Annotated in this window: 20 protein-coding genes; 9 read left to right on the plus strand and 11 right to left on the minus strand. The window is 37.3% G+C overall.

Annotated features, from left to right (window positions below):
- The first annotated feature begins 174 nt into the window (after window positions 1-174).
- On the plus strand, window positions 175-750 hold the full coding sequence (locus tag JOC76_RS21060) for a YitT family protein (protein ID WP_205180758.1): 576 nt from the start codon (window positions 175-177) through the stop codon (window positions 748-750).
- 40 nt (window positions 751-790) lie between these two features.
- Here the strand turns inward: JOC76_RS21060 and JOC76_RS21065 are convergent, their stop codons facing one another.
- From JOC76_RS21065 to deoC, 6 genes are all read right to left on the minus strand, one after another.
- Entirely contained in the window at window positions 791-4036 is a 3246-nt protein-coding gene (locus JOC76_RS21065; protein ID WP_205180759.1) for a hypothetical protein, read from the minus strand.
- The gene (locus tag JOC76_RS21070; RefSeq protein ID WP_205180760.1) at window positions 4033-5445 is read right to left on the minus strand and encodes a glycosyltransferase family 2 protein; all 1413 of its coding nucleotides are present in this window, start codon (window positions 5443-5445) and stop codon (window positions 4033-4035) included. The genes JOC76_RS21065 and JOC76_RS21070 overlap by 4 nt, the downstream gene beginning before the upstream one ends.
- 4 nt (window positions 5446-5449) lie before the next feature.
- Window positions 5450-6487 carry a HEAT repeat domain-containing protein gene (locus tag JOC76_RS21075; RefSeq protein WP_205180761.1) on the minus strand — a complete coding sequence of 346 codons (1038 nt, stop codon included), beginning with the start codon at window positions 6485-6487 and terminating at the stop codon, window positions 5450-5452.
- Between the two features lies 1 nt (window position 6488).
- On the minus strand, window positions 6489-8108 hold the full coding sequence (locus JOC76_RS21080; RefSeq protein WP_205180762.1) for a response regulator: 1620 nt from the start codon (window positions 8106-8108) through the stop codon (window positions 6489-6491).
- A 177-nt stretch (window positions 8109-8285) separates the two neighbouring features.
- Window positions 8286-9089 (minus strand): pyrroline-5-carboxylate reductase, encoded by an 804-nt coding sequence (gene proC, locus JOC76_RS21085; RefSeq protein WP_205180763.1) that lies wholly within the window; start codon window positions 9087-9089, stop codon window positions 8286-8288.
- Between the two features lie 107 nt (window positions 9090-9196).
- Window positions 9197-9871, minus strand: coding sequence for a deoxyribose-phosphate aldolase (deoC, locus tag JOC76_RS21090; RefSeq protein WP_205180764.1), 675 nt, complete (start codon window positions 9869-9871; stop codon window positions 9197-9199).
- 241 nt (window positions 9872-10112) lie between these two features.
- On the opposite strand from deoC, the gene JOC76_RS21095 reads away from it, so the two are divergent.
- The 5 genes from JOC76_RS21095 (at window position 10113) to JOC76_RS21115 (ending at window position 16329) form a co-directional block, all read left to right on the plus strand.
- Window positions 10113-12287 (plus strand): MMPL family transporter, encoded by a 2175-nt coding sequence (locus JOC76_RS21095; RefSeq protein WP_205180765.1) that lies wholly within the window; start codon window positions 10113-10115, stop codon window positions 12285-12287.
- Between the two features lie 592 nt (window positions 12288-12879).
- On the plus strand, window positions 12880-13056 hold the full coding sequence (locus JOC76_RS21100; RefSeq protein WP_205180766.1) for a hypothetical protein: 177 nt from the start codon (window positions 12880-12882) through the stop codon (window positions 13054-13056).
- A 448-nt stretch (window positions 13057-13504) separates the two neighbouring features.
- On the plus strand, window positions 13505-14617 hold the full coding sequence (locus JOC76_RS21105) for a metallophosphoesterase (RefSeq protein WP_205180767.1): 1113 nt from the start codon (window positions 13505-13507) through the stop codon (window positions 14615-14617).
- A 141-nt stretch (window positions 14618-14758) separates the two neighbouring features.
- The gene (locus tag JOC76_RS21110; protein ID WP_205180768.1) at window positions 14759-16039 is read left to right on the plus strand and encodes an ArsB/NhaD family transporter; all 1281 of its coding nucleotides are present in this window, start codon (window positions 14759-14761) and stop codon (window positions 16037-16039) included.
- Between the two features lie 11 nt (window positions 16040-16050).
- Window positions 16051-16329, plus strand: a complete 279-nt coding sequence (locus JOC76_RS21115; RefSeq protein WP_205180769.1) for a hypothetical protein — start codon at window positions 16051-16053, stop codon at window positions 16327-16329.
- 323 nt (window positions 16330-16652) lie between these two features.
- Here JOC76_RS21115 and gnd read toward each other — a convergent pair whose 3' ends face one another.
- Window positions 16653-18065, minus strand: a complete 1413-nt coding sequence (gene gnd, locus JOC76_RS21120; RefSeq protein WP_205180770.1) for an NADP-dependent phosphogluconate dehydrogenase — start codon at window positions 18063-18065, stop codon at window positions 16653-16655.
- Window positions 18066-18391: 326 nt separating this feature from the next.
- Between gnd and JOC76_RS21125 the strand changes: the two genes are divergently transcribed.
- The 3 genes from JOC76_RS21125 to JOC76_RS21135 all read left to right on the plus strand — a co-directional run bounded on the left by JOC76_RS21125 (window position 18392) and on the right by JOC76_RS21135 (window position 22126).
- Window positions 18392-19051, plus strand: coding sequence for an FMN-dependent NADH-azoreductase (locus JOC76_RS21125; RefSeq protein WP_205180771.1), 660 nt, complete (start codon window positions 18392-18394; stop codon window positions 19049-19051).
- Between the two features lie 141 nt (window positions 19052-19192).
- Complete coding sequence (locus tag JOC76_RS21130) at window positions 19193-20731, plus strand: diguanylate cyclase domain-containing protein (protein WP_205180772.1); 1539 nt, start codon at window positions 19193-19195, stop codon at window positions 20729-20731.
- 123 nt (window positions 20732-20854) lie between these two features.
- Window positions 20855-22126: an ATP-binding protein gene (locus tag JOC76_RS21135; protein WP_205180773.1), complete on the plus strand. Its 1272-nt coding sequence runs from the start codon at window positions 20855-20857 to the stop codon at window positions 22124-22126.
- Between the two features lie 327 nt (window positions 22127-22453).
- Here the strand turns inward: JOC76_RS21135 and JOC76_RS21140 are convergent, their stop codons facing one another.
- The 4 genes from JOC76_RS21140 to nagB form a co-directional block, all read right to left on the minus strand.
- Window positions 22454-23161, minus strand: a complete 708-nt coding sequence (locus JOC76_RS21140) for a CAP domain-containing protein (protein ID WP_307784751.1) — start codon at window positions 23159-23161, stop codon at window positions 22454-22456.
- A gap of 397 nt (window positions 23162-23558) precedes the next feature.
- Window positions 23559-24296, minus strand: a complete 738-nt coding sequence (locus JOC76_RS21145; protein ID WP_205180774.1) for an SIS domain-containing protein — start codon at window positions 24294-24296, stop codon at window positions 23559-23561.
- 24 nt (window positions 24297-24320) lie between these two features.
- Window positions 24321-25043, minus strand: coding sequence for a GntR family transcriptional regulator (locus JOC76_RS21150; protein ID WP_205180775.1), 723 nt, complete (start codon window positions 25041-25043; stop codon window positions 24321-24323).
- Window positions 25044-25083: 40 nt separating this feature from the next.
- On the minus strand, window positions 25084-25821 hold the full coding sequence (gene nagB / locus JOC76_RS21155) for a glucosamine-6-phosphate deaminase (RefSeq protein WP_205180776.1): 738 nt from the start codon (window positions 25819-25821) through the stop codon (window positions 25084-25086).
- Between the last annotated feature and the right edge of the window lie 390 nt (window positions 25822-26211).

Raw genomic sequence — 26211 nt, forward strand, 5'->3', positions numbered from 1 at the left:
TGTTTTGAAAAAAATCAAAGCCTGTGAAATTTTACTGCTCGTAAAATTTCACAGGCTTTTTAGGTTCTAGGAGGGGTTTTGTCCCAGCCTCTTTTTATTTTCTTTCAACCCTTCTAAATCTCCTTTAGACACATAGATATTATCTATAGGACAAGTCCCCGAGGTGAGGGTAACATGAAGGAAAAAATATGCGCAATGCTAATTGGTTCAGTACTATTAAGCCTTGGTGTCAATGGATTTTTAGTTCCTTATCATCTGCTCGATGGCGGTGTTATTGGATTGGGATTAATTATTCATTATTTTTATGGACTCCCAACAGGGCTAAGTATAATCTTCTTAAGTCTCCCTTTATATGTTTTAGCCTGGTTTTTCGAACGCCGTTATTTTTTTTATAGTCTGCACGGATTAATCATTTCTTCCTTTTGTATCGATTTATTTTCCTTTATTAATGGAAAAATTCAAATTGGCATCCTTCCAAGTACCATCATCGGTGGCTTACTAGTTGGAGTGGGTATTGGTCTGATGCTTCGTTATGAAACAAGTACAGGTGGAACGGATTTATTAGCACAGCTGTTAACCAAATTCACCTCGGTTAATATTGGAATTATTATTTTTCTAATTGATGGTTTAATTATTACAAGCGGAATTAAAGTGGTCGGACTTGAAAAGTTCTTTTATTCAATTCTCACCATTATTTGTGTAGGGTTGATGACAACTATCACGGTGTCAAAAAAACCTCTTGTACATTAAAAACCACCGGAAACATATACGCCGGTGGTTTTATAATGATTTATTTCGTTAGTTTAATATCCGTGGAGCCATACGTTCTTTGCATAATTTCGTAAGACTTCTTTAACCGTTCGTAAAACTCAGGCTGCTCCCATTTATTCCAAGTATAAGTTATCGCCCCCGTTTGATTCAGGATTCCATTAACTGACTTTGGAATAGTTTGATTTACTGCCCCATTTTCTGTCGTAACAACGGCAGCCTTGATTCCACTTATTTCCACACTCCCTGACAATCCTTGTTTCCAGACGTCACCCATAACTTCTTTTAAGCTTGGATCTTTTACATTTAATAACTGCCACGGAATTCTTCCTTCCACTACCTTTTTATCCGCACTCACACTTATATCAGTTAAAGAGTTGAAATTCTGGCTGGAAGGATTCGCATTACCGAACTTTAAAACTCCTGTTTCATAATCTTGAAAAGGTATTACCTCTTTCGTAGAAGGAATTATTTGCTTCTTATTTAAGGCTAACCGAATCGGATTAAATACGCCGCTATTTTTTATAGACGCATATGGCTCTACGGGAATCATTTTCAAAACTTTTCCATACTGATAATAGAAGGTGTCGTAATAACTATCAACCAATATTCGCGAATCTTTAGGACCCTGAAGTTTAATCAGAAAGTCAATTCCATAATCTGTTTTTACTTTGGTTGGTTGATTAATCGGAATAGTTGTTTGCCCCTGAATGCCAATTGTATCGAGTAATAGGTATGTGCCTTCCTTTTTATAATCAATTGGTTGATTATATTTTAATAGGAAATACAAATACCCGCTGTCAGATGTGAACCGTACTTCTTTTAAATTCTGATTACTATTCGATTTGTATGCTATTTTTGTACCGGCAATTTCCCAATCCTGGGCAGAACCATCGACAGTAATAGCCGTTTCCTTCTTCCCGGGTTCAAATCCAAGCAAGCCAAAATGCTGTTCATTGGTTTGTTGATTATCCCAATAGGGGCGACGATTGGGATTATCGACATCCATCGTGTTCCATGTTCGTTTAAACCATTCATCCTGCCATGAAAAGACAAGCCCGCCTGCATACTTTTCAGAAATAATTGATTGAAATAAGTGTTGATCAATGGTCCCTTGTTCCTCCTCAGTAAGAAAACCTTGGTTCATACCATAAGGGTTTTTATGGGTTAATCCTCTTGAAGATGGGACACCAAATTCCGCCACTAATACGGGCATTTGATGTGCGGAACGAAGATCATGAAGATAACCGGCATAATTATTTTTCTTTCCACTCGCATCTTTATAATTTAAGTATTTTTTTTCATAGCTAAGAAAATCAGGATAATATGGATAGATATGATAAGATGCAAAAACACCAGCCTTAAAGGAGGCAGACGGCTTAATATGATTAGGATCAACCGATACTAAATCTTCTGTTTCTAATGGTTCAGAAGGATGCTGAAGCAAATCAGTTGTTACCCAATTGGTAAAGCTCAACGAGTGCTGCCAATGGTATTGTTTTGCCTCATATTCCGCCGCATAATTCATTAATTGGGCGAGCCAAATCTCAAACGGGTTGGCATTTTCCGTTTGAAAAGAGTCTCCTTTAAATTGAGCCATCCCAGCATGTTTGGTATTGGTGTTATTGACCATGGACGGATCCCATTCTGTACCGATAATCGTTCCAATTACATACTTTGAAATATCATACTTATAAACACCTGATGCATGTCCTGGCCTTTTTGCTAGATTAGCATTTCCGTGAATAATATTAATCATATTTCGGATTTCTAGTTTAGCATCATCAACATTCACTTTGGCAAAGGCATCCTGGGTTTTAATTAAGTTTTCTTCATTAACCCATGTACCGTGAAATAAGTATAACGGCTTTTTAGCTATTTGATTATATTCGTAAAAGGCCTCATAAAATTGGGGGGGATGAAGGGTATAAATCCGAATAGCGTTGGCATTCATTGCACCAATTTCTTGAAGCCATCGGAAATATTCCTCTTTTGTGATTGCTGTTTCTCCTGGGAAATAACCAGGTCTTCCAATCCCCATATTCACACCTTTAATTAAAAAGTTTTGCCACTTTCCATTCTTTTGGATTTGGATATAAGCATCATTTGTTTTACTATTGGTTTTAATTCCATTCGATTCAACTAGTTCTACCTTCTCTTGGGGCTCAACCTGTTTTAAACCATTTTTGAGGATATCCTTCATCATCGGTACATAGGCAGTCCAATAAAAAGATTGTTTAAACCCGAAGGTCTTTTTCCATTTATCAAGCCCTTTTGTCTGGTAGATACCTGGAACATCCTCTTCATCAGCGTAGTCTCCAGAAAAATAATAGGAAGAATATCGTGCATTTTTATGATAAATAACAGCAGGAAACTCAGTCGGTATCTCATAACCTTTTAATTTTCCACTGGCCTTATCCGATATAGGAAGCTGATAGTTGGCTAAAATTTCTTGTTTATTTTTTGCTTCAATGACATCAAACCAATATTGGTAGGTCCCCTTAATATTCTCGGAAAATAGTTTCTTTCCCTGACTGGTTAATTTAAAATGGAGACCAGAATCTTGAATATCATCTTTTCCAATTACCACTATATAATTATTCTTACTAACAAATACAAAACCTTCCCCATTAAAGATCCATTTTTTTCCCTGTTTTAGATAATTCTCTTTTACCCATTCAGGTACCTCAGTGCTATTCAAATCGGAAAAATAACGACCAATCCAGCCTGACCATTCCACATTCAGTAAATTGGATATTTCCTCCTTCGCCCGATCGGAAGTTGGACTTGCAAACGTATTAAATTCAGCAATTAATGTTTTCTTTTTTGACGCGGTTAACGCCTTTTTAATTTGATTTACTTCACTTAATTTTAATCCACCATAAATCTTCGCCGATTTGTTACCCTTCGGATTTTGTCCATAAAATTCCTGTTTATAGACACCGTATTGATCAGTTAAATAAAAAACATCGTACTTCCCTAAGTCTTTTGGTAATGGAACAACCGTGTAGTTCTGATTTCCCTTTGGTTCAAATCCCTTATAATCATTTTCATTTGAATAAGGAGTTGTTCCATTTTTAAAATACTTGGCATTATTTAATATCCAGACCAATCCTTTATGCTCTCGGTAGGACGTATTAGGTACTGTTTTATCAACAATTAAAACATTCAAATTCTTAGCAGGCTGCGATTTCCATAACCAAAAGGGGCTGGTTACCACAACTAGCAGTGAGATGGAATAAACCACTAAGTATAATGATTTCTTCATTTTGAAACACCTTTTCTTTTCATTTCTCCCCAGCTTGTGTCCCCTTTAATTATTTGCCAAACCCCTTCACAGCGCCAAAAAACAGTCATGGGGCGATACCAAATCGTTTCTGTTAATGAATAGAGAAAGAGCTTGAGTATATCTGTAACTTTAGGGTACTTAGTTAAGCTCCACTCTTCTAGTAGAACGGCCGCCATGGAAAAAATCGAGCCATATAAACAAGAAAGTAAAAATAGCAGGATGGAAAATTCGATGTAGATTCCTCCTAAAAACAAACACAGTACCATAAAAATATAGCCAGTTAATTCGATAATTGGACCAAAAAACTCTACAATCCAAAAATAAGGAAAAGCAAGCAGTCCGATGGATCCATACTTAGGATTAAACGTTAATCTCCGATGGGTCCATAAACTTTCAAACAGTCCCCTATGCCATCGCCTTCTCTGTCTTCGTAAAAACTTCAAATCCTCAGGAACTTCCGTCCAACAAACTGGATCGGGGACATAAACAATCTTTTTCTTAAGTCCCTTTTCCTTTAACAGCCGATGCATGCGGACAACTAGTTCCATATCTTCTCCAACGGTATCGGTTCGATATCCTCCTGCAGCAATAACCCAATGCTTTGAAAAAACACCAAAAGCACCAGAAATAATGAGTAGCAAATTATGTTTGCTTAAACCAATTCTCCCCATTAAAAAGGCACGTAAATATTCAATAATCTGCATGACCACAATGGGTCGATCTGAAAGACCAACTTTTTGAATATGACCATTATGAATCTCACAACCATTAGCAATCCTTACACTGCCGCCAGAGGCGATTACTTCTTCATCCGAATCAACGATTGGTTTCATTACCTTTAAAAAAGCATCTTCCTCTAGAACTGAATCCCCATCAAGCGAACAAAAATAGGGATAATGCGAGAAGTTCAATCCGACATTTAGAGCATCTGCTTTACCGCCATTTTCTTTATCAATGAGGAATAAATTTGAAAGTATCGACGATTGGTAAATCCTTTTGATTGGCTTTGCATTTATTTGAATGCGAACGGCCTTTTTAATTTCCTTCATATCATAGAAATCAATCATCTTTTCCACGGTATTATCTTTTGAACCGTCATTTACCACAATGATTTCAAAGGTCGGGTAATTGATACTCAATAAGGAACGCACACTTTGAATAATACCAGCCTCTTCATTGTAAGCAGGTACAATAATCGAAACCGGTTTGGTATAACTCTCATCCAAATAATCTTCATAAGCCTGAATCCGATCAAGCTGATATTCCTTTCGAAGCTGAAAAATAGAAATAATGAGAATTGCTGAATAAAAAATAATAACAATTACCATATAAACAGCAATAAACCAAGCAAATGCCGTAACAATATCTCCCCATTGAATAAATGGCATCTATCTATACCCCTTTATGCAGCCATTCCCAGGCCATATCTTTTGCAAATGTATCTTTTGAAGATTCCAATATAGTCCCTAGAATTTCTTTTCCATTAGTAAATTGAATGATTGCTTGTGCAGCCTGTGACCGAACCCACCAGGTTCGGTCATGCATCAGTTCAATTAATCGAGGTATTGCACTTTTTTCCTTTAGTGAACCGATTAATTTGGCTGCCACCATTCGTTCTTCCCACTTTTCGGAATAGAGAAGGTCTAGATAAGGCTCGCTTTTTTTTACATAACCAATTTCCGCCAAAGCTTTTAAAGCCCTAATCCTTATTTCTCCTGAATAGTTTGAGAATATCTTTTCAAGAAATGTAGTATAGCTGACCTCTCTTTTACGTGCTATCACATCAATAATAGCCTTTTGAAGCGGTAGACGTGCATTATGAAAATGGAGAACATATTGGTCAAAGTTCTTCGTCTCTAATGGTATTAAGATATGGCGGTAATCATATTCAGTTAGTTCATGATATTTGGTTGTGAGTAGCTCAAATAACTCCCTAAATTGAAATAGTGCGAGAATTCTAAGTATGTGAACAAGTTCTTGATGTGAAAGACGTTTCTTATTTAATAATTGATAAACGCTTTCCGTAAGATTGATCATATTGAAATCCTCAATATGATATAGCGTATTCATCCGGATGCTCCATTTTTTGCTTTTAAGCTGTTTTTGATAATAATCGGATAAATACATTGAAGCTAATGATGATAACCGTTCTTTTTCAACTTCACCTTCAATTACTTTTGTGTATCTGCTTAACAGCTGTTCAATTACCTTTTGCTGAAGAACAGTATCCGGGTTCAGCTTTCTTGAAAAACTCCCCTCAATTAGGATGGAAGAAATAAGTGGATTGTATATTCCACGGTAATATTCCATTTTTTTGCTTTTTTGAATTTCAATCGTTTTTCTGATGGTCAAATACCCTAGCAAAAGGGCAAGTATTCCAACTAAAGATAGTGTTAGTATGGAAAGGAAAAGCAACTCATGTGTCAACAAATTATTTCATCCTTTTTATTAACCTTTGTATTCTAGCTTGTAGCTCCTTAATACTAAAGGGTTTTGTTACATAATCATCGGCACCTAGTGCTAAGGCCTTTTCAATATCTGCTTCACTTTTTCTGCCGGTCAGCATGAGAACATGGATATTATGACTATGTTTTATTTTTTGAACCTGTTGTAATATTTCGATGCCGTCCATTACAGGCATTACTCCGTCAATGATTAAAAAATGTTCACCTTTCTCCTCTAATCGATTGGATTTAAAAAACTGAACTCCATCTCCGAATTCTGCTAAGTTTAAATCAAAATTGGAAAAATTCATTACATTAAGGATTCGCATCAGCATTGTCCGAATAATAGGGTCGTCATCTATGATGGATACCAATAATTTCCTTTTTGGCAAATCCACGATGGTATCATTAGCGATTTCTACTCGAGCCCTGCCATTAGCTTTTGCCGTAAACAAGGCTTGATCCGCGGCCATTAGAGCCGTTTCCAGCGTTATTTCCTGGTGATTTATGGTATAAATACCAGCTGAAAAAGTAATAAAAAGGGTCTTATTATCTATCTGTAATGGGGTCTTGGAAAACTTCGTCAGCCATCTTGAAACACTCTCTGCTGCTTCAAGCTGGTGAGTATTTTCAAGGATAATGACAAATTCCTCACCACCAAATCTAAAAATTATATCAGTGCTTCGTGTGTGACTTTTTAAAAATGCGGCAAATGCTGAAAGGATTTTATCTCCATTAATATGGCCAAGAGAATCGTTTATTTGTTTGAAATGATCTAAATCTAGGATAGCAATACTGAAAGGTTGTTTATTCCGTTTCATATCTCTGAGGTTGCGATTATATACATGTGGTAAGAATCTACGATTATAAACCTGTGTTAGCTCATCTATAAGGACTAATTTATCCACTAATTCTTTTTTCTTCAAATGATGGGCAATCCGAACCGTTAATTCTTCTAAATCAATCGGTTTTTCAATGAAATCATCAGCACCCAGTTTATAGGCCTTCATTCGTGTTTCTCGATCATTCATGAGACTCATCATAATCTTAGGGACAAAGTGTTGATGCGTATGCTGTTGAATATTCTCCAGTAATTGAATTCCATTGATTCCAGGTAAGTGTATATCAATAATTACACAGTCCGGGTTTAAATCGTAATATTGTGAGATTGCCTTTTTAGGGTCTGTACTTGCCGCTACCATCCATCCGCTTTCTTCTAGGACGTCCTTGAGAAGAATAATCATTGAAATATCATCATCAATAATTTGTATCAGCGGTACATTCTCTTCAAATCGATGATCTTTATTGTTCCCATATTCCGTTGAAGAAAAGGTTTCATATTCATCCGTTAAGTTGATTAATTCATCTAAAAACGTTCTTAATTCTTCCTTTTCCCATTGCCTATCTTCCATCAATTTTAGTTTACTCAACAAATGCCCGGAAAGCTGGTGAAGACCTCCTAACTGTAATGTCCCTGCACTACCTTGGATGGAGTGCAGAAAACGGTACACTTCTGAATGGTTGATGGGTTCCTCCCTTGTCCTCCACTCAGATAGTAGGCTTTTAATTTTTTGAATTTGTATATTTTTATACTTGCTAAATTCCATTAACGATCGGCACCTCTATTAACGTTTATCATAAAAACTGTTATGAACTAAGTTTGTGTTTATCTAAAGTGTATTATTAATTGATTTTCTATGCTACGAACAAGGTCGAAAAATGTAGAAAATTATTATAATTAATTATATAAAAAAGGACCCCCATTATGGAATCCTTGAAATCATTTATCCTAAACTCTTTACCTTGATTGTACAGCTCTCCATTGCGGTTAAGACTGCCCCTCGAAACTGCTCTTTTTCAAGTGTCGCAACTGCTTCAATTGTTGCCCCGCCAGGAGTGCAAACTTGATCTTTTAGTTCTCCAGGATGTACACCTGTTTCCAGAACCATTTTGGCCGCTCCTAATACGGCTTGTGCGGCCAGCCTATATGCTTTATCTCTTGGAATCCCTTGGCGTACTCCTCCATCCGCCATCGCTTCTATGAACATATAAACATATGCCGGTGAGGATCCGCTAATAGCTGGCACCGCATCCATTAGTTTCTCTTCAAGCCTCTCTGTTTGACCAAAGGACTGAAATAATTGTTCTACTAGGATCAGCTCTTCCTCAAGAATACATTTATTTCCACAAAGTACACTCATACCTGCTTTCACCAATGAAGGTGTATTCGGCATCGTCCTTACAGCCTTAACCTGAAAACCAAATAAACGTTCTAAATCTGCTAGCTTAATGCCAGCGGCAATTGTAACAATAATGGTGTTCTGATTTATTTCACTTTTTATTTCTTCAATAATTTTTGGATGCGAATCAGGCTTAATGGCTAATATGAGAATATCGGCAAATCTTGCAACTTCCTTGTTGTGTATAGTTGTTAGAATACCAAACTTTTCAGATACAGCATTTATCGAATTTTCAGTAGCAGCACTTGCCATGATTTTTTCCTTTAATTCATTGTTTGCTTTAACAATTCCGGCTATCATCGCTTGGGCCATCTTCCCTGCCCCAATAAAGCCTATCTTTTTAAACATCGTCATCCATCCTTATCTATTCTCTAGTTTAATTCAAAATAAAAAGAGAAGTTATTCCATTGAAATAGCTTCTCTTTTGAATTTTTTTCACTTAATTATGTAAAAAATTAATAGGTGCTATTTGAGCGTTCCCCTTTTGCAATAGACACACCAGAACTTGCGCCAATCCGGGTAGCTCCTGCTTCCACCATCGCTACCGCATCTTCACGGCTTCTAACCCCACCAGAAGCCTTTACACCTATATTAGGTCCTACTATTTGTCGCATTAAACGGATATCTTCGGTGGTGGCTCCACCCGTTGAGAAGCCTGTCGAGGTTTTCACAAAATCAGCCCCTGCTTTTACAGCAAGCTCACATGCTCTAACCTTTTCTTCATTTGTCAGCAAGCACGTCTCAATAATGACTTTAACTAGTGCTTTATCTTTTGCAGCCTCAACTACGGCACGAATGTCTCTTTCAACTAATTCATCCTCTTGATCTTTAAGAGCAGCAATATTGATAACCATATCAACTTCATCTGCTCCGTTTTCGATAGCATTTTTAGTTTCAAATGCCTTCGTTTCTGAAGTAGATGCTCCTAAAGGAAAGCCAATTACGGTACAAACCTTTACTTCAGGGGTATCTGCAAGGAGCTCAGCTGCCGTTTTTACCCATGTTGGGTTTACACATACGGATGCAAATAAATACTCTTTTGCCTCATGGACAATTTTTAGGATATCTTCACGGGTGGCATCTGCTTTTAATAATGTATGATCAATCATATTGATAATTGTTTGTGTCATACTACTTTCCTCCTTAGCTTTTACTACCGTTATTATGACATACTAACGGTAAACTATATACTTTGTAATTACTTTATTGTATCAAAATTAGGCTGTGAATTCACAAATTTGTAGAATTAGTATTTTACACTAACATTTTTCAGTGTAGGAAGTATGAATTTTCAAGTTCTATTTTGGAAAGATATACAAAAACATGAATGTATTTGCCATACTCCATCGTACTTCTAAGGAGGGGAATTTCTTGGAGAGATTAGGAAGCTTTATCTATAGAAATCGAAAATGGGTACTATTTATTTGGTTAACAGCGATTGTAATTTTTGGCTTTTTTGCGCTTAAATTACCTACTGTGTTAAGTGGAAATGGATTTGAATACAAAGGAGAATATAATCAAACAAGAAAACTCCTTGAAGCAGATTTCGGTTATCCAAAATCTACCATTATTCTTTTTTTTCAAAAAGATAGAGCAATTAGTAATGCGGAATTTCAACAGTTTATCCAAAATACATTCCATAAGTTAAGGAACTTTGACGAGGCTAGAGATATTACTTCTCCGTTTGACAAAAAAGGGATGTTTAAAGATGAATATGCCTATGGACTACTTACTTTTGATAAAAAAGCTGAGAGTCTTGGAAAAGAAATATCAAAGTTAAAAAAGATCCTTAAAAATAAACAAGGCTTAAAGGTCACGATGACCGGGGAACCCATTATCGTTCAGGATTTAGATATAGCAAGCCAAGAAGATTTGGAGAAGGCAGAAATGATTGGTCTTCCAATTGCGTTGGTCGTTCTCATTCTTGCTTTTGGAGGTCTAGTTGCTGCTGCTCTTCCCATTGTGATTGGAATCGTTTCGATCCTTATCACAATGGGGACTGTTTACTTCTTTAGTTTTCGTGTTGATTTAACGATTTTCATTCTAAACATTGTTCCAATGATTGGGCTCGCTCTAAGTATCGATTTTGCCTTATTGTTCATTAACCGATATAAAGAGGAGTTACAATCTAAATCGGTTCAAGAGGCAATTGAAATGACGATTAGAACAGCTGGTCGATCGATTATTTTCTCCGGACTATGTGTTTTTATTGGACTATCAGGTCTTTGGTTTATTAAAATTGACATTTTTCAAAATGTAGCCCTCGGGGGAATGCTTGTCGTCCTCATTTCTGGAATCTCAGCTTTAAGCTTTCTTCCTTCCATACTCGGACTATTAGGAAAAAATATTAATAAACTAAGTGTTATTCGTGTTTCCAAACAAAAAGATAGCATTTGGTACAGATTTGCCAAACTCGTGATGAATCATCCAATCGTGATGGCCCTCCTGGCACTCTTTATTCTTTTAGCTGGTTTAGTTCCTGTAAAGCAGATGGTTTTATCCATTCCTGGTACGGACTCTCTGCCTGCCAAGTACCCATCACGGGTAGCACTAGAAACATATCAAGAGCAGTTTATTAGTAATGAAAAAAGTGACGATAAAAAGGTAATGTTTGTTCTGAAAACAAATGGTCCTGTTACTGAAAAGAATAATTTTAATAAAGTAAGTAAGATTATTCACACTCTTGAAAAGGAGGACCTTGTTCATTTTGTTTTTTCTCCATTTACGGCATCAAATATTAAAAATGATGAACAGCTCTATCAGTTTCTCCTGCATGGTGACAAAGGCTCAGTTGCTCCATTAAAGGAGTACTTTATTAGGGATAATAAGATGCTTGTGGAGGTTTATTTAAAAACGGGGGAGCATTCTTCGAAAGCTAGAAAATGGGTAAGAAATTGGTCGCAAAAAAAACTTGGTATTCAGGCCTTTATTGGCGGTCCTATCAAATTTGAACAAGAGATTTTTGATGAAATATATCAAAAGGCTCCTTATGGATTATTACTGATTTTCTTATCGACTCTAATTATTCTAATGGCTGCATTTCGTTCCCTATTAATTCCTCTAAAAGCCATTTTAATGAATATGTTGAGTCTAGCCTGTACTTTTGGTGTTGTGGTTTGGATTTTCCAAAAGGGACATTTGGGCATAGTACCAGTAGACATTGCCTTAATCTTACCTGTATTTGTTTTCAGCCTAGTTTTCGGACTCTCCATGGACTATGAGGTTTTTCTCATTTCAAGGATACAGGAATTTTATCTTACTACAGGTGACAATACTTTAGCGACCATTTCGGGATTAACCTTTACGAGTAAAATTATTACCTCCGCGGCAGCGATTATGATTGTTGTAACTGGAGCATTTGCTTTTACAGGGGTTATGCCGGTGAAGCAACTGGGAGTAGGGATAGCGATCGCCATTTTTATTGATGCAACTATTGTAAGAATGGTTTTAGTTCCAGCCTTAATGAGACTGCTGGGTGATTGGAATTGGTGGTTCTTTGGCTATCACTTTAAGAGAGTGAAAAAACATGGCCGAAAGCCAGCCTAATTAGGGAGGGCATAGAGTTAATGAGAAACAGATGAATGCACTCCTTATTCGGACACATGCTCCTTTTTTTCGCTGGGGCTTGTCCAAATGCCCCTCTCCTTCGGACTCAAGCTCCTTTTTTCATATGGAGTTGTCCGAAGGTAAGCCATGTTCGGACAGCTCTAGGCAGAAATCACGCGGAGCTGTCCGAAGTCTAGCCATGTTTGAACAGCTCAAGGTAGAGATCACGTGGAGCTGTCCGAAGTCTAGCCATGTTTGAACAGCTCAAGGTAAAGATCACGTGGAGCTGTCCGAAGTCTAACCAAGTTTGGACAGCTCAGGCCAAAAATCACGCAGAGTTGTCCGAAGTCTAGCCATGTTCGGACAGCTCTAGCCAAAAATCATACGGAGTTGTCCGAAGTTAAGCCATGTTCAGACAGCTCTAGCCAAAAATCATACGGAGTTGTCCGAAGTTAAGCCATGTTCGGACAGCTCTAGCCAAAAATCATACGGAGTTGTCCGAAGGTAAGCCATGTTCGGACAGCTCTAGCCAAAAATCATATGGAGTTGTCCGAAGGTAAGCCATGTTCGGACAGCTCTAGCCAAAAATCATATGGAGTTGTTCGAAGTTAAGCCATGTTCGGACAGCTCTAGGCAGAAATCACGCGGAGCTGTCCGAAGTCTAGCCATGTTTGAACAGCTCAAGGTAGAGATCACGTGGAGCTGTCCGAAGTCTAACCAAATTTGGACAGCTCAGGCCAAAAATCACGCGGAGCTGTCCGAAGTCTAGTCATGTTCGGACAGCTCTAGCCAAAAATCATACGGAGTTGTCCAAAGTTAAGCCATGTTCGGACAGCTCTAGCCAAAAATCATACGGAGTTGTCCGAAGTTAAGCCATGTTCGGACAGCTCTAGCCAAAAATCATATGGAGTTGTCCGAAGGTAAGCCATGTTCGGACAGCTCTAGATAGAGATCTCTTAGTGCTGTCCGAAGTAAATTATAGTTCACTATACTAAGTTGTTCTTAATAGTTGATAATCATTGTTGACACTATTACACAATTAAGTGGACTTGACTTTTTTTCGCCAAGGCTTGTGCGAATGCCCTTCTCATTCAGGCACAAGCCACTGACTACAAGGCAAAGCTTTCCCCAAACTCGAAACCAGATCCTCTAGGATAATTAAAATAGAAAAAACCATACTAAGATTACCTACACCAAAAATGTTGGAGGTAATCTTAGTGAAAAAAACTATGTTATTCTTACTAACTATTATCACTTCACTCTTCTCCTTCTCTTCTACTTCATTAACGGCGGAAACAGGACCGGTCAACCAAGAATCAGTCGATTTGCGCATCCTAGAAACTACAGATATTCACGCAGATTTAATGAATTATGATTACTATCAAACCAAAATAGACAATCGAATCGGACTGGTCAAAACAGCGACACTCATAAAGGAAGCGCGTAAAGAAAGTAAAAACACTTTATTGTTTGATGATGGTGACCATCTAAAAGGGAATCCACTTGGTGAGTATTTAGCCAGAATCCGAGGAATGAAAAAAGGCAAAACACATCCAGTGTATCGTGCATTTAATTACTTAAAATACGATGCTATTGCCATAGGAAATCACGAATTTAATTACGGTTTAGGTTTTTTAAAGACAGCTTTAAAAGGGGCCAAGATGCCTGTATTGAACGCTAATGTCTATTCCGTTAAGAAAAATAAACCTTACTTTAAACCATATACAATTTTAAAAAGAACAGTCATTGATCAAAGTGGTAAAACGCATGAACTCAAAATTGGCGTTATTGCCTTTATGCCTACTCAAATCATGAGGTGGGATAAGGCAAATCTGGAAGGAAAGGTATTTGCAAAACCTATAGTCGAAACAGCCAAGGAGTATGTTCCGATCGTGAAGGAAAAAGGAGCAGATATTATCATTGCTTTGGCCCATACAGGCATCAGCAGTGAGCCCTATCAACCTGATACAGAAAATGCTGTGTATTATCTAACCCAAATACCTGAAATAGATGTGATCCTGGCGGGTCACTCCCATAGTGTATTTCCAGGACCAGTTTTTCAAAGTCTTCCGAATACCAATTTGGAGACAGGATTAATTAATGAGAAGCCGGTTGTCATGGCGGCTGCCTTTGGGAGTAGACTTGGAATTATTGATCTTAAGTTAAGCCATCGTGCCGGAAAGTGGCAAATCGTAGCGAGGAAATCGTACACAAAATCTATAACGGATGAAAATGGAAAGCCACTTGTCAAAACTGATAAAGGATTGTATCAATTAGTCAAAGAAGAACACGAAGAAACGGTTGATTTTATTAAAAAATTAGGCTTATAATGGCAAATTTCCCCTTTACATTACATGCATGGTTTTATAGAATAAAACATATCCTATATATGTTGATTTTTGGTGGAGTCTGTCAAAACAGGCTCCTTTTTTGCATTTTTAGGGAATTATTACATAAGGAAGTGGTCATTTTTGTCTACGCAAGCACTGATTGCCATAGGTATATTTTTAGTTTCCTATGCCTTTATTGTCACCGAAAAAATTCACCGTACCATTATTGCAATGGCAGGTGGAATATTGATAGTTATGTTTGGGATTGTTGATCAAGAAAGGGCCTTACGTCACATTGATTTTAATACAATTGGCTTGTTGACTGGCATGATGATTATTGTCACAATTACATCAGAAACAGGATTATTTAAATTCATCGCCATTTGGGCTGCCAAAAAAGTAAAAGGTGATCCATTAAAAATATTACTTGCCCTCGGAATTATAACAGCTCTAGGATCAGCATTATTAGATAATGTCACCACGGTGTTACTAATGGTTCCTGTCACCTTTAGCATCACAAGGCAATTAAGGGTTCATCCTATACCGTTTTTGATTACTGAAATTATCGCTTCCAATATAGGTGGAACATCCACCTTAATTGGCGACCCGCCAAACATCATGCTAGGAAGCGCTGTGAAAGAATTAACGTTTATGGCATTTATTAATAACTTAACAGTCATTTCCTTTTTCATCTTATTTGTTAATATCGCTATTTTAGCATTCATATATCGCAAACAGCTCCGAACATCTAACGAATTAAAAGCTAGTTTAATGGATTTAGACGAAAGTGAAGAAATAACCGATAAAACACTATTAGTCAAATCATTAACAGCCCTTACGTTAACAATATTGGGATTTTTCCTACATCAGTTGCTCCATATTGAATCGGCAACAGTCGCATTAGCAGGTGCCTTTCTATTACTTCTATTAACTGGCGAAGAACATTTAGATAAATCTTTATTAAAGGTAGAATGGACCACCATCTTTTTCTTTATTGGTTTGTTTGTTCTTGTCTCTGGATTAATTGAAACTGGAGTTATTTCTATACTAGCTAATTACTCCGTTCATTTAACAGGCGGTAACGTGGTATCTACCTCCATTTTAATACTTTGGGTTAGTGCAATTGCCTCCGCCTTTATCGATAACATACCTTTTGTTGCCACTATGATTCCTATGATAAAAGATATGGGAGAGCTGGGGATACATAATTTAGAACCTTTGTGGTGGAGCCTATCTTTGGGGGCATGTCTTGGAGGAAATGGTACCTTAATTGGTGCAAGCGCCAACGTCATAGTAGCGGGACTTGCTGCAAAAGAGGGACACCTGATTACCTTTGGAAAGTTCCTATTAATCGCCTTTCCATTAATGATCCTATCCATTATCATTTGTACTATTTATATTTATTTAAGATACTTAATATAAGGGTGATAAAGATGAAAGTCGAGTATACTTATGACCAAAATCTTCTCGAACTGAAGGAATCGATTAACGGGAATGATGTAGAATTTCAAATTAGATTATTTGATAGCGAGTTAAAGAATAAACTTAAAAAGGTGCGGCAGTATTTTGACGAAAATAAAGTGTTAACCGATATTTACTTTTACATACATCCAAATAACAGTTATCAAGCAATAGTCCGAAGAGATTATTACAATGAATTTATTATTCAATTATTTACACAGCAACTTTTAAAAGAAATAAAATGGACTTAAAAAAGCTGCCCTAAAAGTGTGTTTTCACTTTTAGGACAGCTTCTTTTTTTGAGAATTGTCCAGCTCCAGCGCCTAGCCCCTCGAGGTCACAAGCTTATCCAGTTGTGGCTCCTTGGGACTACCCCCTGAAGAAGGCAAAGAACGCCTTCTTGCAGGGTGCGTCTTAGCCTAAAGTCCCTGAACTGTCGCCTCCACATTTAGATCAAGCCGTCCAAAAGGTTAAAGTGCAACCTTTCAGCCGGCTTGTCTTGTGCTTGGCTACGCTTTGCTTACCATTGATAAATCTCCCTATATCTGGGCTGATCAAGGCGCTTGCGCTTTTCTTATTCCATCCAATTAGTGTGGAACACGCCTTCTTTATCAATACGTTGGTATGTGTGAGCACCGAAGTAGTCACGTTGTGCTTGTAAAAGATTTGCAGGCAATGTTTCAGTGCGATAGCTGTCATAGTAAGCAATTGCACTTGCGAATGATGGTACCGGAATACCGCGCTCAATCGCTACAGCAATAACTTGACGTAGAGCTGACTGATAGTTCTCCACAATCTCTTTAAAGTAAGGGTCTAATAATAGGTTCGCTAATTCAGAATCACGATCATATGCATCTTTAATCTTTTGTAAGAATTGAGCACGGATGATACAGCCGCCACGGAAGATCATAGCGATATCACCATAACGAAGATTCCAATCATATTCTTCAGAAGCAACACGCATTTGAGCAAATCCTTGAGCATAAGAACAAATTTTACTCATATATAGAGCTTTTCTTACCGCTTCAATTAGCTCTTCCTTGCTGCCTTCAAATGATTTTACTTCTGGTCCAGCTAATACTTTGCTTGCTTTTACACGCTCTTCTTTCATTGCTGAAATGAAACGGGCAAACACGGATTCAGTAATAATTGGAAGTGGTACACCTAGATCTAGAGCATTTTGGCTTGTCCACTTACCAGTACCTTTTTGTCCTGCAGTATCAAGGATAACATCTACTAATGGCTTACCAGTATCTTCGTCGATTTTTGTAAAGATATCTGCAGTAATTTCAATCAGGTAGCTGTCTAACTCCCCTTTATTCCACTCTGCAAACACACTATGAAGTTCTTCTGCATTTAAGCCTAAAACATTTTTCAAAATAAAATAGGCTTCTGTTATTAATTGCATATCTCCATACTCAATACCATTATGGACCATCTTTACATAATGACCAGCACCGTTTGGACCGATATATGTACAACATGGATCACCTTGAACTTTAGCGGAAATGGCTTCTAAGATTGGCTTAACAAGGTCATATGCTTCTTTCTTACCGCCAGGCATGATAGAAGGACCTTTTAATGCTCCCTCTTCCCCACCAGAAACACCAGTACCAATAAAATGATAACCAGCCGTTTCTAATTCCTTATTCCGTCTAATTGTATCTTGGAAGAAAGTATTACCTCCATCAATTAAGATGTCTCCCTCTTCAAGATATGGTTTTAGAGAATCAATAGTTGCATCAGTAGCTGTTCCAGCCTTAACCATTAATAAAATTTTGCGCGGTTTTTCTAGGGAATTAACAAATTCCTCTACAGTATGAGCACCGACAAAGTTTTTTCCTTCAGCTTCATTCTTCAAAAATGCTTCGGTTTTATCATATGAGCGGTTAAAAACAGCAACAGAATATCCGCGGCTTTCAATATTTAACGCCAAGTTTTTTCCCATTACTGCAAGACCGATGACACCGATTTGTTGTTTTGACATACTATCCCTCTTTCTATCTTTATTTCTATAGATAACCATATTCTAACCTTATTGACAATAAAAAAGTGCTTATTTTTTGAAAATAAAATCGAATTTTGTAGCCAATGGCTTTATTATCTTTTGAATTTATCTTCTCAATTATTTCGTAAATTTTATATGCCTATAGTATTTCCGGCAAATATTAGGTTTATATTTATGACGTAACTGTTTAATCATTATAAATTTCACTTAATGTTCATCACTTTCACCAATTGTTCAAAGTAAACCAAAATACTTTTTTTTATAATAAAGTTAATAAATGCACTAAATTGTAAGGTTGTGACTGAATGGAAAAATTACTATATGTAACCGCGAACCCTAAAGGACTTGAAAAATCAAAAGGCCTTAAAATCGGCGAAGCATTTTTAGAGTCATTTCAAGAGGAACGTCCAGAAGTTGGGATTTCCAGAATAGATTTATTTTCCTTTGAATTCCCACAAATGGATGCTGACTTAGTTTTGGCAAGAGGAAAGTTAGCCGGTTATGGATATACCCTTGATCAACTATCTCAACCGGAAAGAGAAAAAATCACAAAAATGCATGCACTTACAGATGAGTTTATGACCTATGATTACTATGTGTTTGTTTCTCCAATGTGGAATTTAAATTCACCTGCAGTTTTAAAGGCCTTTATAGATAATTTATTTGTTTCAGGCAAGACATTTGCACACACTCCAAATGGTCCTAAAGGACTATTGTCTAATAAACAAGCGATACATATTCAAACTCGAGGGGGGCAATACACTAACACCCCGATGCAAGAATTGGAGTCTGGTGACCGTTATTTAAAAATCGCTCTTCGCTTTTTAGGAATTAACGTGATGGAAACCGTTGTGGCAGAGGGCTTCGATATAAACCCGCAACGAGTACCTGAAATTCTTGAACAAGGAATAATAAACGCGCGTTCAGCAGCAAAAGCATTTGCTAAAGGCTTAGTTCAAGTATAGGTAATAATTTAAAGCTTCCCTACTTGGAGGCTTTTTTACTTTATATTGTTTTTTGTTACAATATAGTAATGTATTGTATAATGTTATTATGAAATAATGACACCACTAGCATTTATTTCTATTAACAACAGGAGAATCTTAATGCTAAAAGATTTCGTCTCAAATGCAGCACTCTTAATTGCATCTTTCTCGATTATGGGCGTGCTGTTTAAAGATAAGCCATTATATCCCAATTCACCACTCTCTTCCAAACTTTACTGGGGAATCTGTTTCGGTATTCTTGGTAATGTATTAATGTCATTTTCTATAGAGGTAAGCCCGGACATATATGCAGATTTACGGCATTTAGCCATTGTTATTGCCGCTGCTTTTGGAGGATTTATTCCAGCAATTATCTCAGCGTCACTTATTGCCATTGGAAGATTTGTTTTGTTTGGTTTTAGCAGTACCGCTTTCCTTCCTTCCATTGGGGTACTCTTAACTGGAATTACGTGCGGCATTCTCTCAACATTAAAAGTCAAACGTACAGTAAAAGCTTTTATTATGAACATGTGTGGATTAATCATTGTATCTATCATCTTCATGATTCGGATCGAAGATTTCGCAGTTCTAAAAAATGTATTAATGATGCACTACCTAATTTCTTTTATTGGTGGATTGTTCGGCTACTATTTTTTCGTTTTTGTGGTTGATTCGAATGAGACCCAAAATCAATTAAAACGCAGTCATATTAAGTTAAAAGAAACAGAAGAAAGATTCCGCTTAATCACAGAGTATTCGAGTGACATGATCACCGTACACAATGAACAAGGCGAATATGTATACATATCCCCTGCAGTGAAAGAGGTAATCCAATTTGAATATCCTGAATTATTAGGTAAAGGCATGGGCAAATTTATACATCCTGAAGATGTCGAACGAACAAATGATATGTTTCAAAAAGCCTTACAGGAAAGTTCAGCTGAATCTACGTACCGTTATAGAACCAAGTTCGGTGACTATATCTGGATTGAGTCCACTTTAAAAAGTGTACCTGATCTAGAAGATGATGAGAAAAAAGTAATTATTGTTTCAAGAAATATTACTAACCGAAAATTGACGGAACAAAAACTGCAAGAAGCTAATGAACTTCTTAATCGCTTATCTTATATGGATGGTTTAACAGGCATTGCCAATCGAAGGTATTTTGATGAAACACTTCTAAAGGAATGGAAAAAAACTAACAATTCTAACCAACCCATTACACTGATTATGTTTGATATTGATTACTTTAAAAAATACAATGACACCTACGGTCATCTTAAAGGGGACGCCTGTCTACAGACGATTGCCCAAGCAGTGAATAATCTATTTTCTTTAGATCAATATCAATCGAATTATACATTTTGCCGCTATGGCGGTGAAGAATTTGCCATTATTCTGCCGTCTTGTGATACAAAGGATGGATACAACATCTCACTGCAGGTCCAAGATACAGTTCGCTCACTTCAAGTTCCACATGCAAGTTCAGATGTAGCTGATATTATCACTTTAAGTATCGGAATGGCTTCTATATATCCTGTGAAACAAAGTATTCCCGACACTTTAATTAAAGCTGCTGATTCTGCTTTATATCAATCAAAATCAAGGGGCAGAAATACCATTTCAATTTACGAAAAACCTGGGAGAATTCCGGTTTGAGACCTTCCAGGTTTCCTGTTAACAGGGAATATATCACTTTTTCAAAATATTTTGCAAATTTTGTTGTAACTTGGTAAAAATAAATGTAAAATTTTCCTATGAGCTCATTATGGTGGTGAGAAAATGGAGATCACGACACACCTTTTCATCAATCTCTCTCTGTTAATTATTTTACTATTTATTAGTTTAATTTTACTTGAAAAAAGTAAGAATTTCTCCCTTTCTAAGCCCTCAATGATAACATTGTTTATTGTAACCATTTGGTTATGTATTCAGTTCTCCTACGCACCTGTTTCATATGCAAGATTTGATTTAAGAATGATTCCAATCGTTCTTGGCGGTTTATATGTTGGAATTGGTCCCTTGCTTGTAGTAGCCATGATTGGTATACGAAGCTTATATGGTGTCGATATTGGTCTTTGGCAAACATTCGCTTTTTATGTCCCATTAGCATTGATTTTATGGCGGCTATACCCTTGGTTTTTAAAGCAACCACCTACCAAACGAATATTTTTTACAATTGGTATAGGGATGTCCCTTGGTATGCTTAGCGTGGTGGGAATGAGTTTTGATAACTTATCTGTCAAACAATTTGATGCATGGTTCGGCTTCCTAATCATGCCTTCACTTGGGTTTGGTATCATATCCTATGGTATTGAATTTGTAAGAAAAACGAATGAAATGCAGCAGCAGCTTATTAAAACCGAAAAACTAAAGGCAGTAGAACAAATGGGGGCAGCTATTTCCCATGAAATTAGAAATCCTCTTACCGCTGCAAGTGGATTTGTCCAGCTAATGCAAGACGATTACTTATCAAGACAAAAAAGAAAAGAATATCTTGCCATCGTTAGGGAAGAATTGTTTTTAGCCGAAAAGGTCATTCAGGATTACTTGACGTTTGCAAAGCCTGCAATAGAAAAGTTTGAAGATTTAAATGTCAAAAGTGAACTCCGGCAAATCATTAATCTTTTACAACCCTTAGCAAACCAATACTCCGTTGAAATCGTCACTGATTTTTGCATCATTGGTTATATACAAGGGGATGAACAAAAGTTTAGACAATGCTTTGTGAACGTCCTAAAAAATGCTATTGAATCAATGCCGCATGGTGGAACTTTACACGTTTCAACCGAATACAGCCAGGACGAAGTGACAATCATGGTGAAAGATACCGGGGTTGGGATGACTAGCCAGCAGCTTGAGCGATTAGGCGAACCATTTTATTCAACAAAAGGGAAAAATGGAACTGGCTTAGGGATGATGGTTGTTTATAGTCTCGTTCGGGCGATGAATGGAACAATTTTGGTGGAGAGCGAAGTAGGAAAAGGGACCACTTTTCACTTTGAATTCCCAACCATCTCCATAAAGAAAATGGAACAAACCGGCAGAGTTTAAATTCTGCCGGTTTTGTTTTAACAAAAATAAAAATACAATTTTGGCTTTGAGAAATATCCAGCTCCAGCGCCCAGCGACGAGAAGGCTTCACCCATCTCCCTACGATAAGTCAACACGAAAAAGCTAACGCTCTTCGTGTTGTCTAGCTTCAGCGACTAGGGGCTCGGGGTCATAAGCCAATCCGTCAAGAAGGCTAAAGAGCACCCTTCTCGCCGGCTCGTCTTATGCCTGTCGCCCCTGAACAAGTCGCTTCCGCATTTCTGTTTTCCTTTATCTCAGTCGATGGGCTCCAGTCCTATCGTTCGCTAACCGGGCGCTTACGCTTTTCTATTTGCCAATAAACATTTGAGACCAGTTTTTCCCTGTTTGTTCGAATCCTACCCCAATATGTGTGAAATTACGACTTAGAATATTTTGGCGGTGACCTTCGCTGTTCATCCATGCTGTTACTACTTCTTGTGGTGTGCGTTGTCCTTGAGCAATATTTTCCCCAGCAGCCTTATAGGTAACACCAAAGTCCCTCATCATGTCAAATGGAGACCCATAGGTCGGGCTGGTATGAGAAAAATAATGATTTTGCTGCATATCTACTGCCTTCTTCTGAGCCACACTGCTTAGCTGTGCATCTGCTTTTAAAGCCGGAAGACCATTTTTCGCTCTTTGTTGATTTGTTAAATTAATCACTTGTTGAGCATACTGGCTTACAGTTCCAGTAGCAGCGGTATTATTTTGCGCTGCACCACTTGGCGCTTGTGTCTGCTGCTGACTTGGTACTGGTGTTGCCTGCTGTGCAGGTGCTTGATTAGGTGCTTGGCGTGTTGTTTGCTGTCCTACAGGTACTTGGACTGAAGGTGTCTGGGTATTAGGTTGGCCAGGTTGGATAAATCCAAATTGGAACCAGTTTCGTTGTCTAGGGTCAATCGTAATATACTGATATTTGGCATCTCTTACTAAAACAGCTTGAGTATGTGGATACTGATTGCTATTCAAATTTGTTTGATAAGCAGACAACGTATCATCATTATTTTTTCTAATTTTCTGCTTATTATTAAAAAGGTTTCTATCTGCATCACTGTCATTATTGTCACGGTTTGAATAATCCTCTGTAAGCAGCCCGTTGTGGTCAATTCCATTATCACGGCCATTGCCTACAATACGATTCCCCCTGTCATTTGTATCCATTCTAACTCGATCAGCTGTTCGATCGTTTATATCATTACGGTCATTAATATCATTACGATCATTGATATTACATGCAGCAAGCCCCATTGTGAGCACAGCTGTTACTAAAAAGCCAACCGGTTTTTTTATCAATCGTAATACCCCCTTAAAAAAATCGCCTTGCAGGTTTATTTTTGATCTTTTTAAGGAAAGTATTAATGGTAATTTACGTATAAAAAAGCAGGTGACTATGCTTTTGTTGCGATTTTTTCTAATTCTCTAGTAGTGGAATTCTGCTTTTATATTTATCGATTAAATATCTGTTATGCTCTACTGCCCCATCGGTATTACTGCTTTTAAAAATAGGCGGTAAAAAAGAGGTTTTGACCATATGATTAATCGCTTCAACCATTATTCCATTGATAATAGCTGTTCCAATAACCGTTGAACCTGGACCGAAGGGGACAACTGAAGAAGAAAGTTCCAATAGCGCATCCCCAGTCGGTATGTGATTATCTATAGCGATATCGGCATAATCAGACAGATATCTTCCGCTTTTATGCCTTGAAGATATATTTTTTGTATAGATATGGGATGAAATCGTTATAACAGTAGCCTCTTGTTGTTTAGCAAATTGGGCAACATCAATAGGGACAGGATTTCGACCTGACGTTGAAACCACTAACATAGCATCTTCTGGTCTAATATCTAAATCGGGAAGAAATTGATCTGCATAATCATCCTTTTTTTCCAAATTTGATGATCGTACTGCCCCTTTATGCAGCATTAAATCAGGAATAAGAATGGGGTTAATGGGCGCAAGTCCGCCTGCACGGTAAAAAACCTCTTCCCCTAAAATATGAGAGTGCCCGCAACCAAAAACGTGAACAATTCCTTCATTTTGGATGCTCTGAGCAATTTTTTCACCTGCAGCCTTAATCGTTTCCTTTTCCATTTTATTTATTAATCCTAATAATTCGTTTATCTTTTGGAAATATAACTCGTACAATGTATAATCATCCCCAAATTGAGATTATCGTTTCATCTGTATCATAAATTTATAACGGTCAGCACGGTACACAGATCTTACTAATTCTAAAGGAGTTCCATCTAAAAGGAAGGTATTCCGCTGAATAAGGAGTACGGGATCTCCCATTTTAATGTTCAAATAATTAGCTTCACTTTGACTAGCGACCGAAGACTCAATGGTTTGGGATGCACTGGCAATCCTAAGATTTAACTTTCCTTCAATATAGGCATAAAGAGACTCATTGACAATATCTTCTGTAATCCCTTTAATCAGATTAGCTGAAATATAATTGGTTTCTAATGCCATCGGTACATCATCCGCCAAACGGATTCTGGAAATCTCATAAACTGGTCCATATTCCGCTATTTTTAGCTGCCCTGCGATTTGACTGGAAGCAGGTATCATTTCAAATTTAACCAGTTTGCTGCCCGGTTTTAACCCTCTTGCAATCATATCTTCCGTAAAACTGGTTAGTCCCTGCAAGCCTTGTTCAATTTTACGCTCTGCAACAAATGTACCTTTTCCCTGCTGTCGATATAAGTATCCTTCATTTACGAGGTCGGTAAAGGCTTGCCTAACCGTCATTCTGCTAATATGATATTTTTCTGCATACTCTCTTTCGGGCGGTAGGGCATCGCCTGGCTTCAACTCACCTTTTTCAATTAATACTTTAATAAGTTCCTCTAACTGATAATAAATAGGAATGGGAGAATTTTTATTTATCATACCCTGTACACCCTTCTAAAAAATGAGCCCAATTCAGGAATTAAGAGTGGAGCTTTAATCCTGAAACTGCTGCCTTATCAGCAATAATTGTAACACATGGATGATTCTTCAAAACAGAGGCAGGAAAACTTTCTGAGATTTCCCCATTTATAAGCTTGTCCAGAGCATCTTTTTTACTCTCACCCGATACAAGCAGTAAGATTTCTTTACTTCTCATGATTGTAGAAATCCCCATGGTTATCGCTTTTGTCGGTACATCTTCAATGTTCTTAAAAAATCTGGCATTGGCCTCTCTTGTTGTAGAATCCAATTGAATCACATGTGTATTGGCATGAAAAGAAGTCCCAGGTTCATTAAATCCTATATGACCATTGCCCCCAATACCAAGTATTTGTAAGTCAACACCTCCATGATCAGCAATAAGTCTTTCATAACGCTGGCATTCTACTTCACTGTCTTTGTAATCCCCGCGAGGGATAAAGGTGTTATTTTTATCAATATCAATATGATTAAATAATTGTTCATTCATAAAATAACGATAACTATTCTTATCGTTTCCAGATAGACCAATGTACTCATCTAAATTAAAGGCGGTAACATCTCGATATGAAGTCCCGTTTTGCTGATGATCTTGAATTAAATTCTTGTAAGTACCAACTGGTGTTCCGCCTGTTGCGAGTCCCAATTTAATAGTAGGATATTGATGGACTTTATTAATAATATATTGAGCGGCTTTTTGACTCATTTCATCATAATTCTGCACTTCTATCATTTTCATTGTGGATCTTCCTCCCTTTTATTTGTCTAGCTAAAAACCAACATATTTTTTACCGTACTATAATCCACCCGACTGTTCAGGGGTCATTCTGCATAAATATTTATAGCTTTAAGTAAAATATGATTGACTTTATAAGTTACTGTCACTAACTCTCTTTCAGAGATATGTCTTAATCTTATCATCACCTAAATCTAGTTGTCTATACCAATATAAATTGCACATACAATCCAAATTTTTCTTCATCAAAATAACCGTCGAAAATAAAAGGGTTATATCACCTTTTAAACTCAAATGCAAAAACTGGTATAGATATCTATAGAAAATAACCAGAAAGCCACCTAGTGGGCAAGCAATGAAAAAATTGAAAAACTAATCAATCATTCAACTTTT

The organism is Neobacillus cucumis, from assembly GCF_016908975.1.
GTDB classification, from domain to species: Bacteria; Bacillota; Bacilli; order Bacillales; family Cytobacillaceae; genus Neobacillus; species Neobacillus cucumis.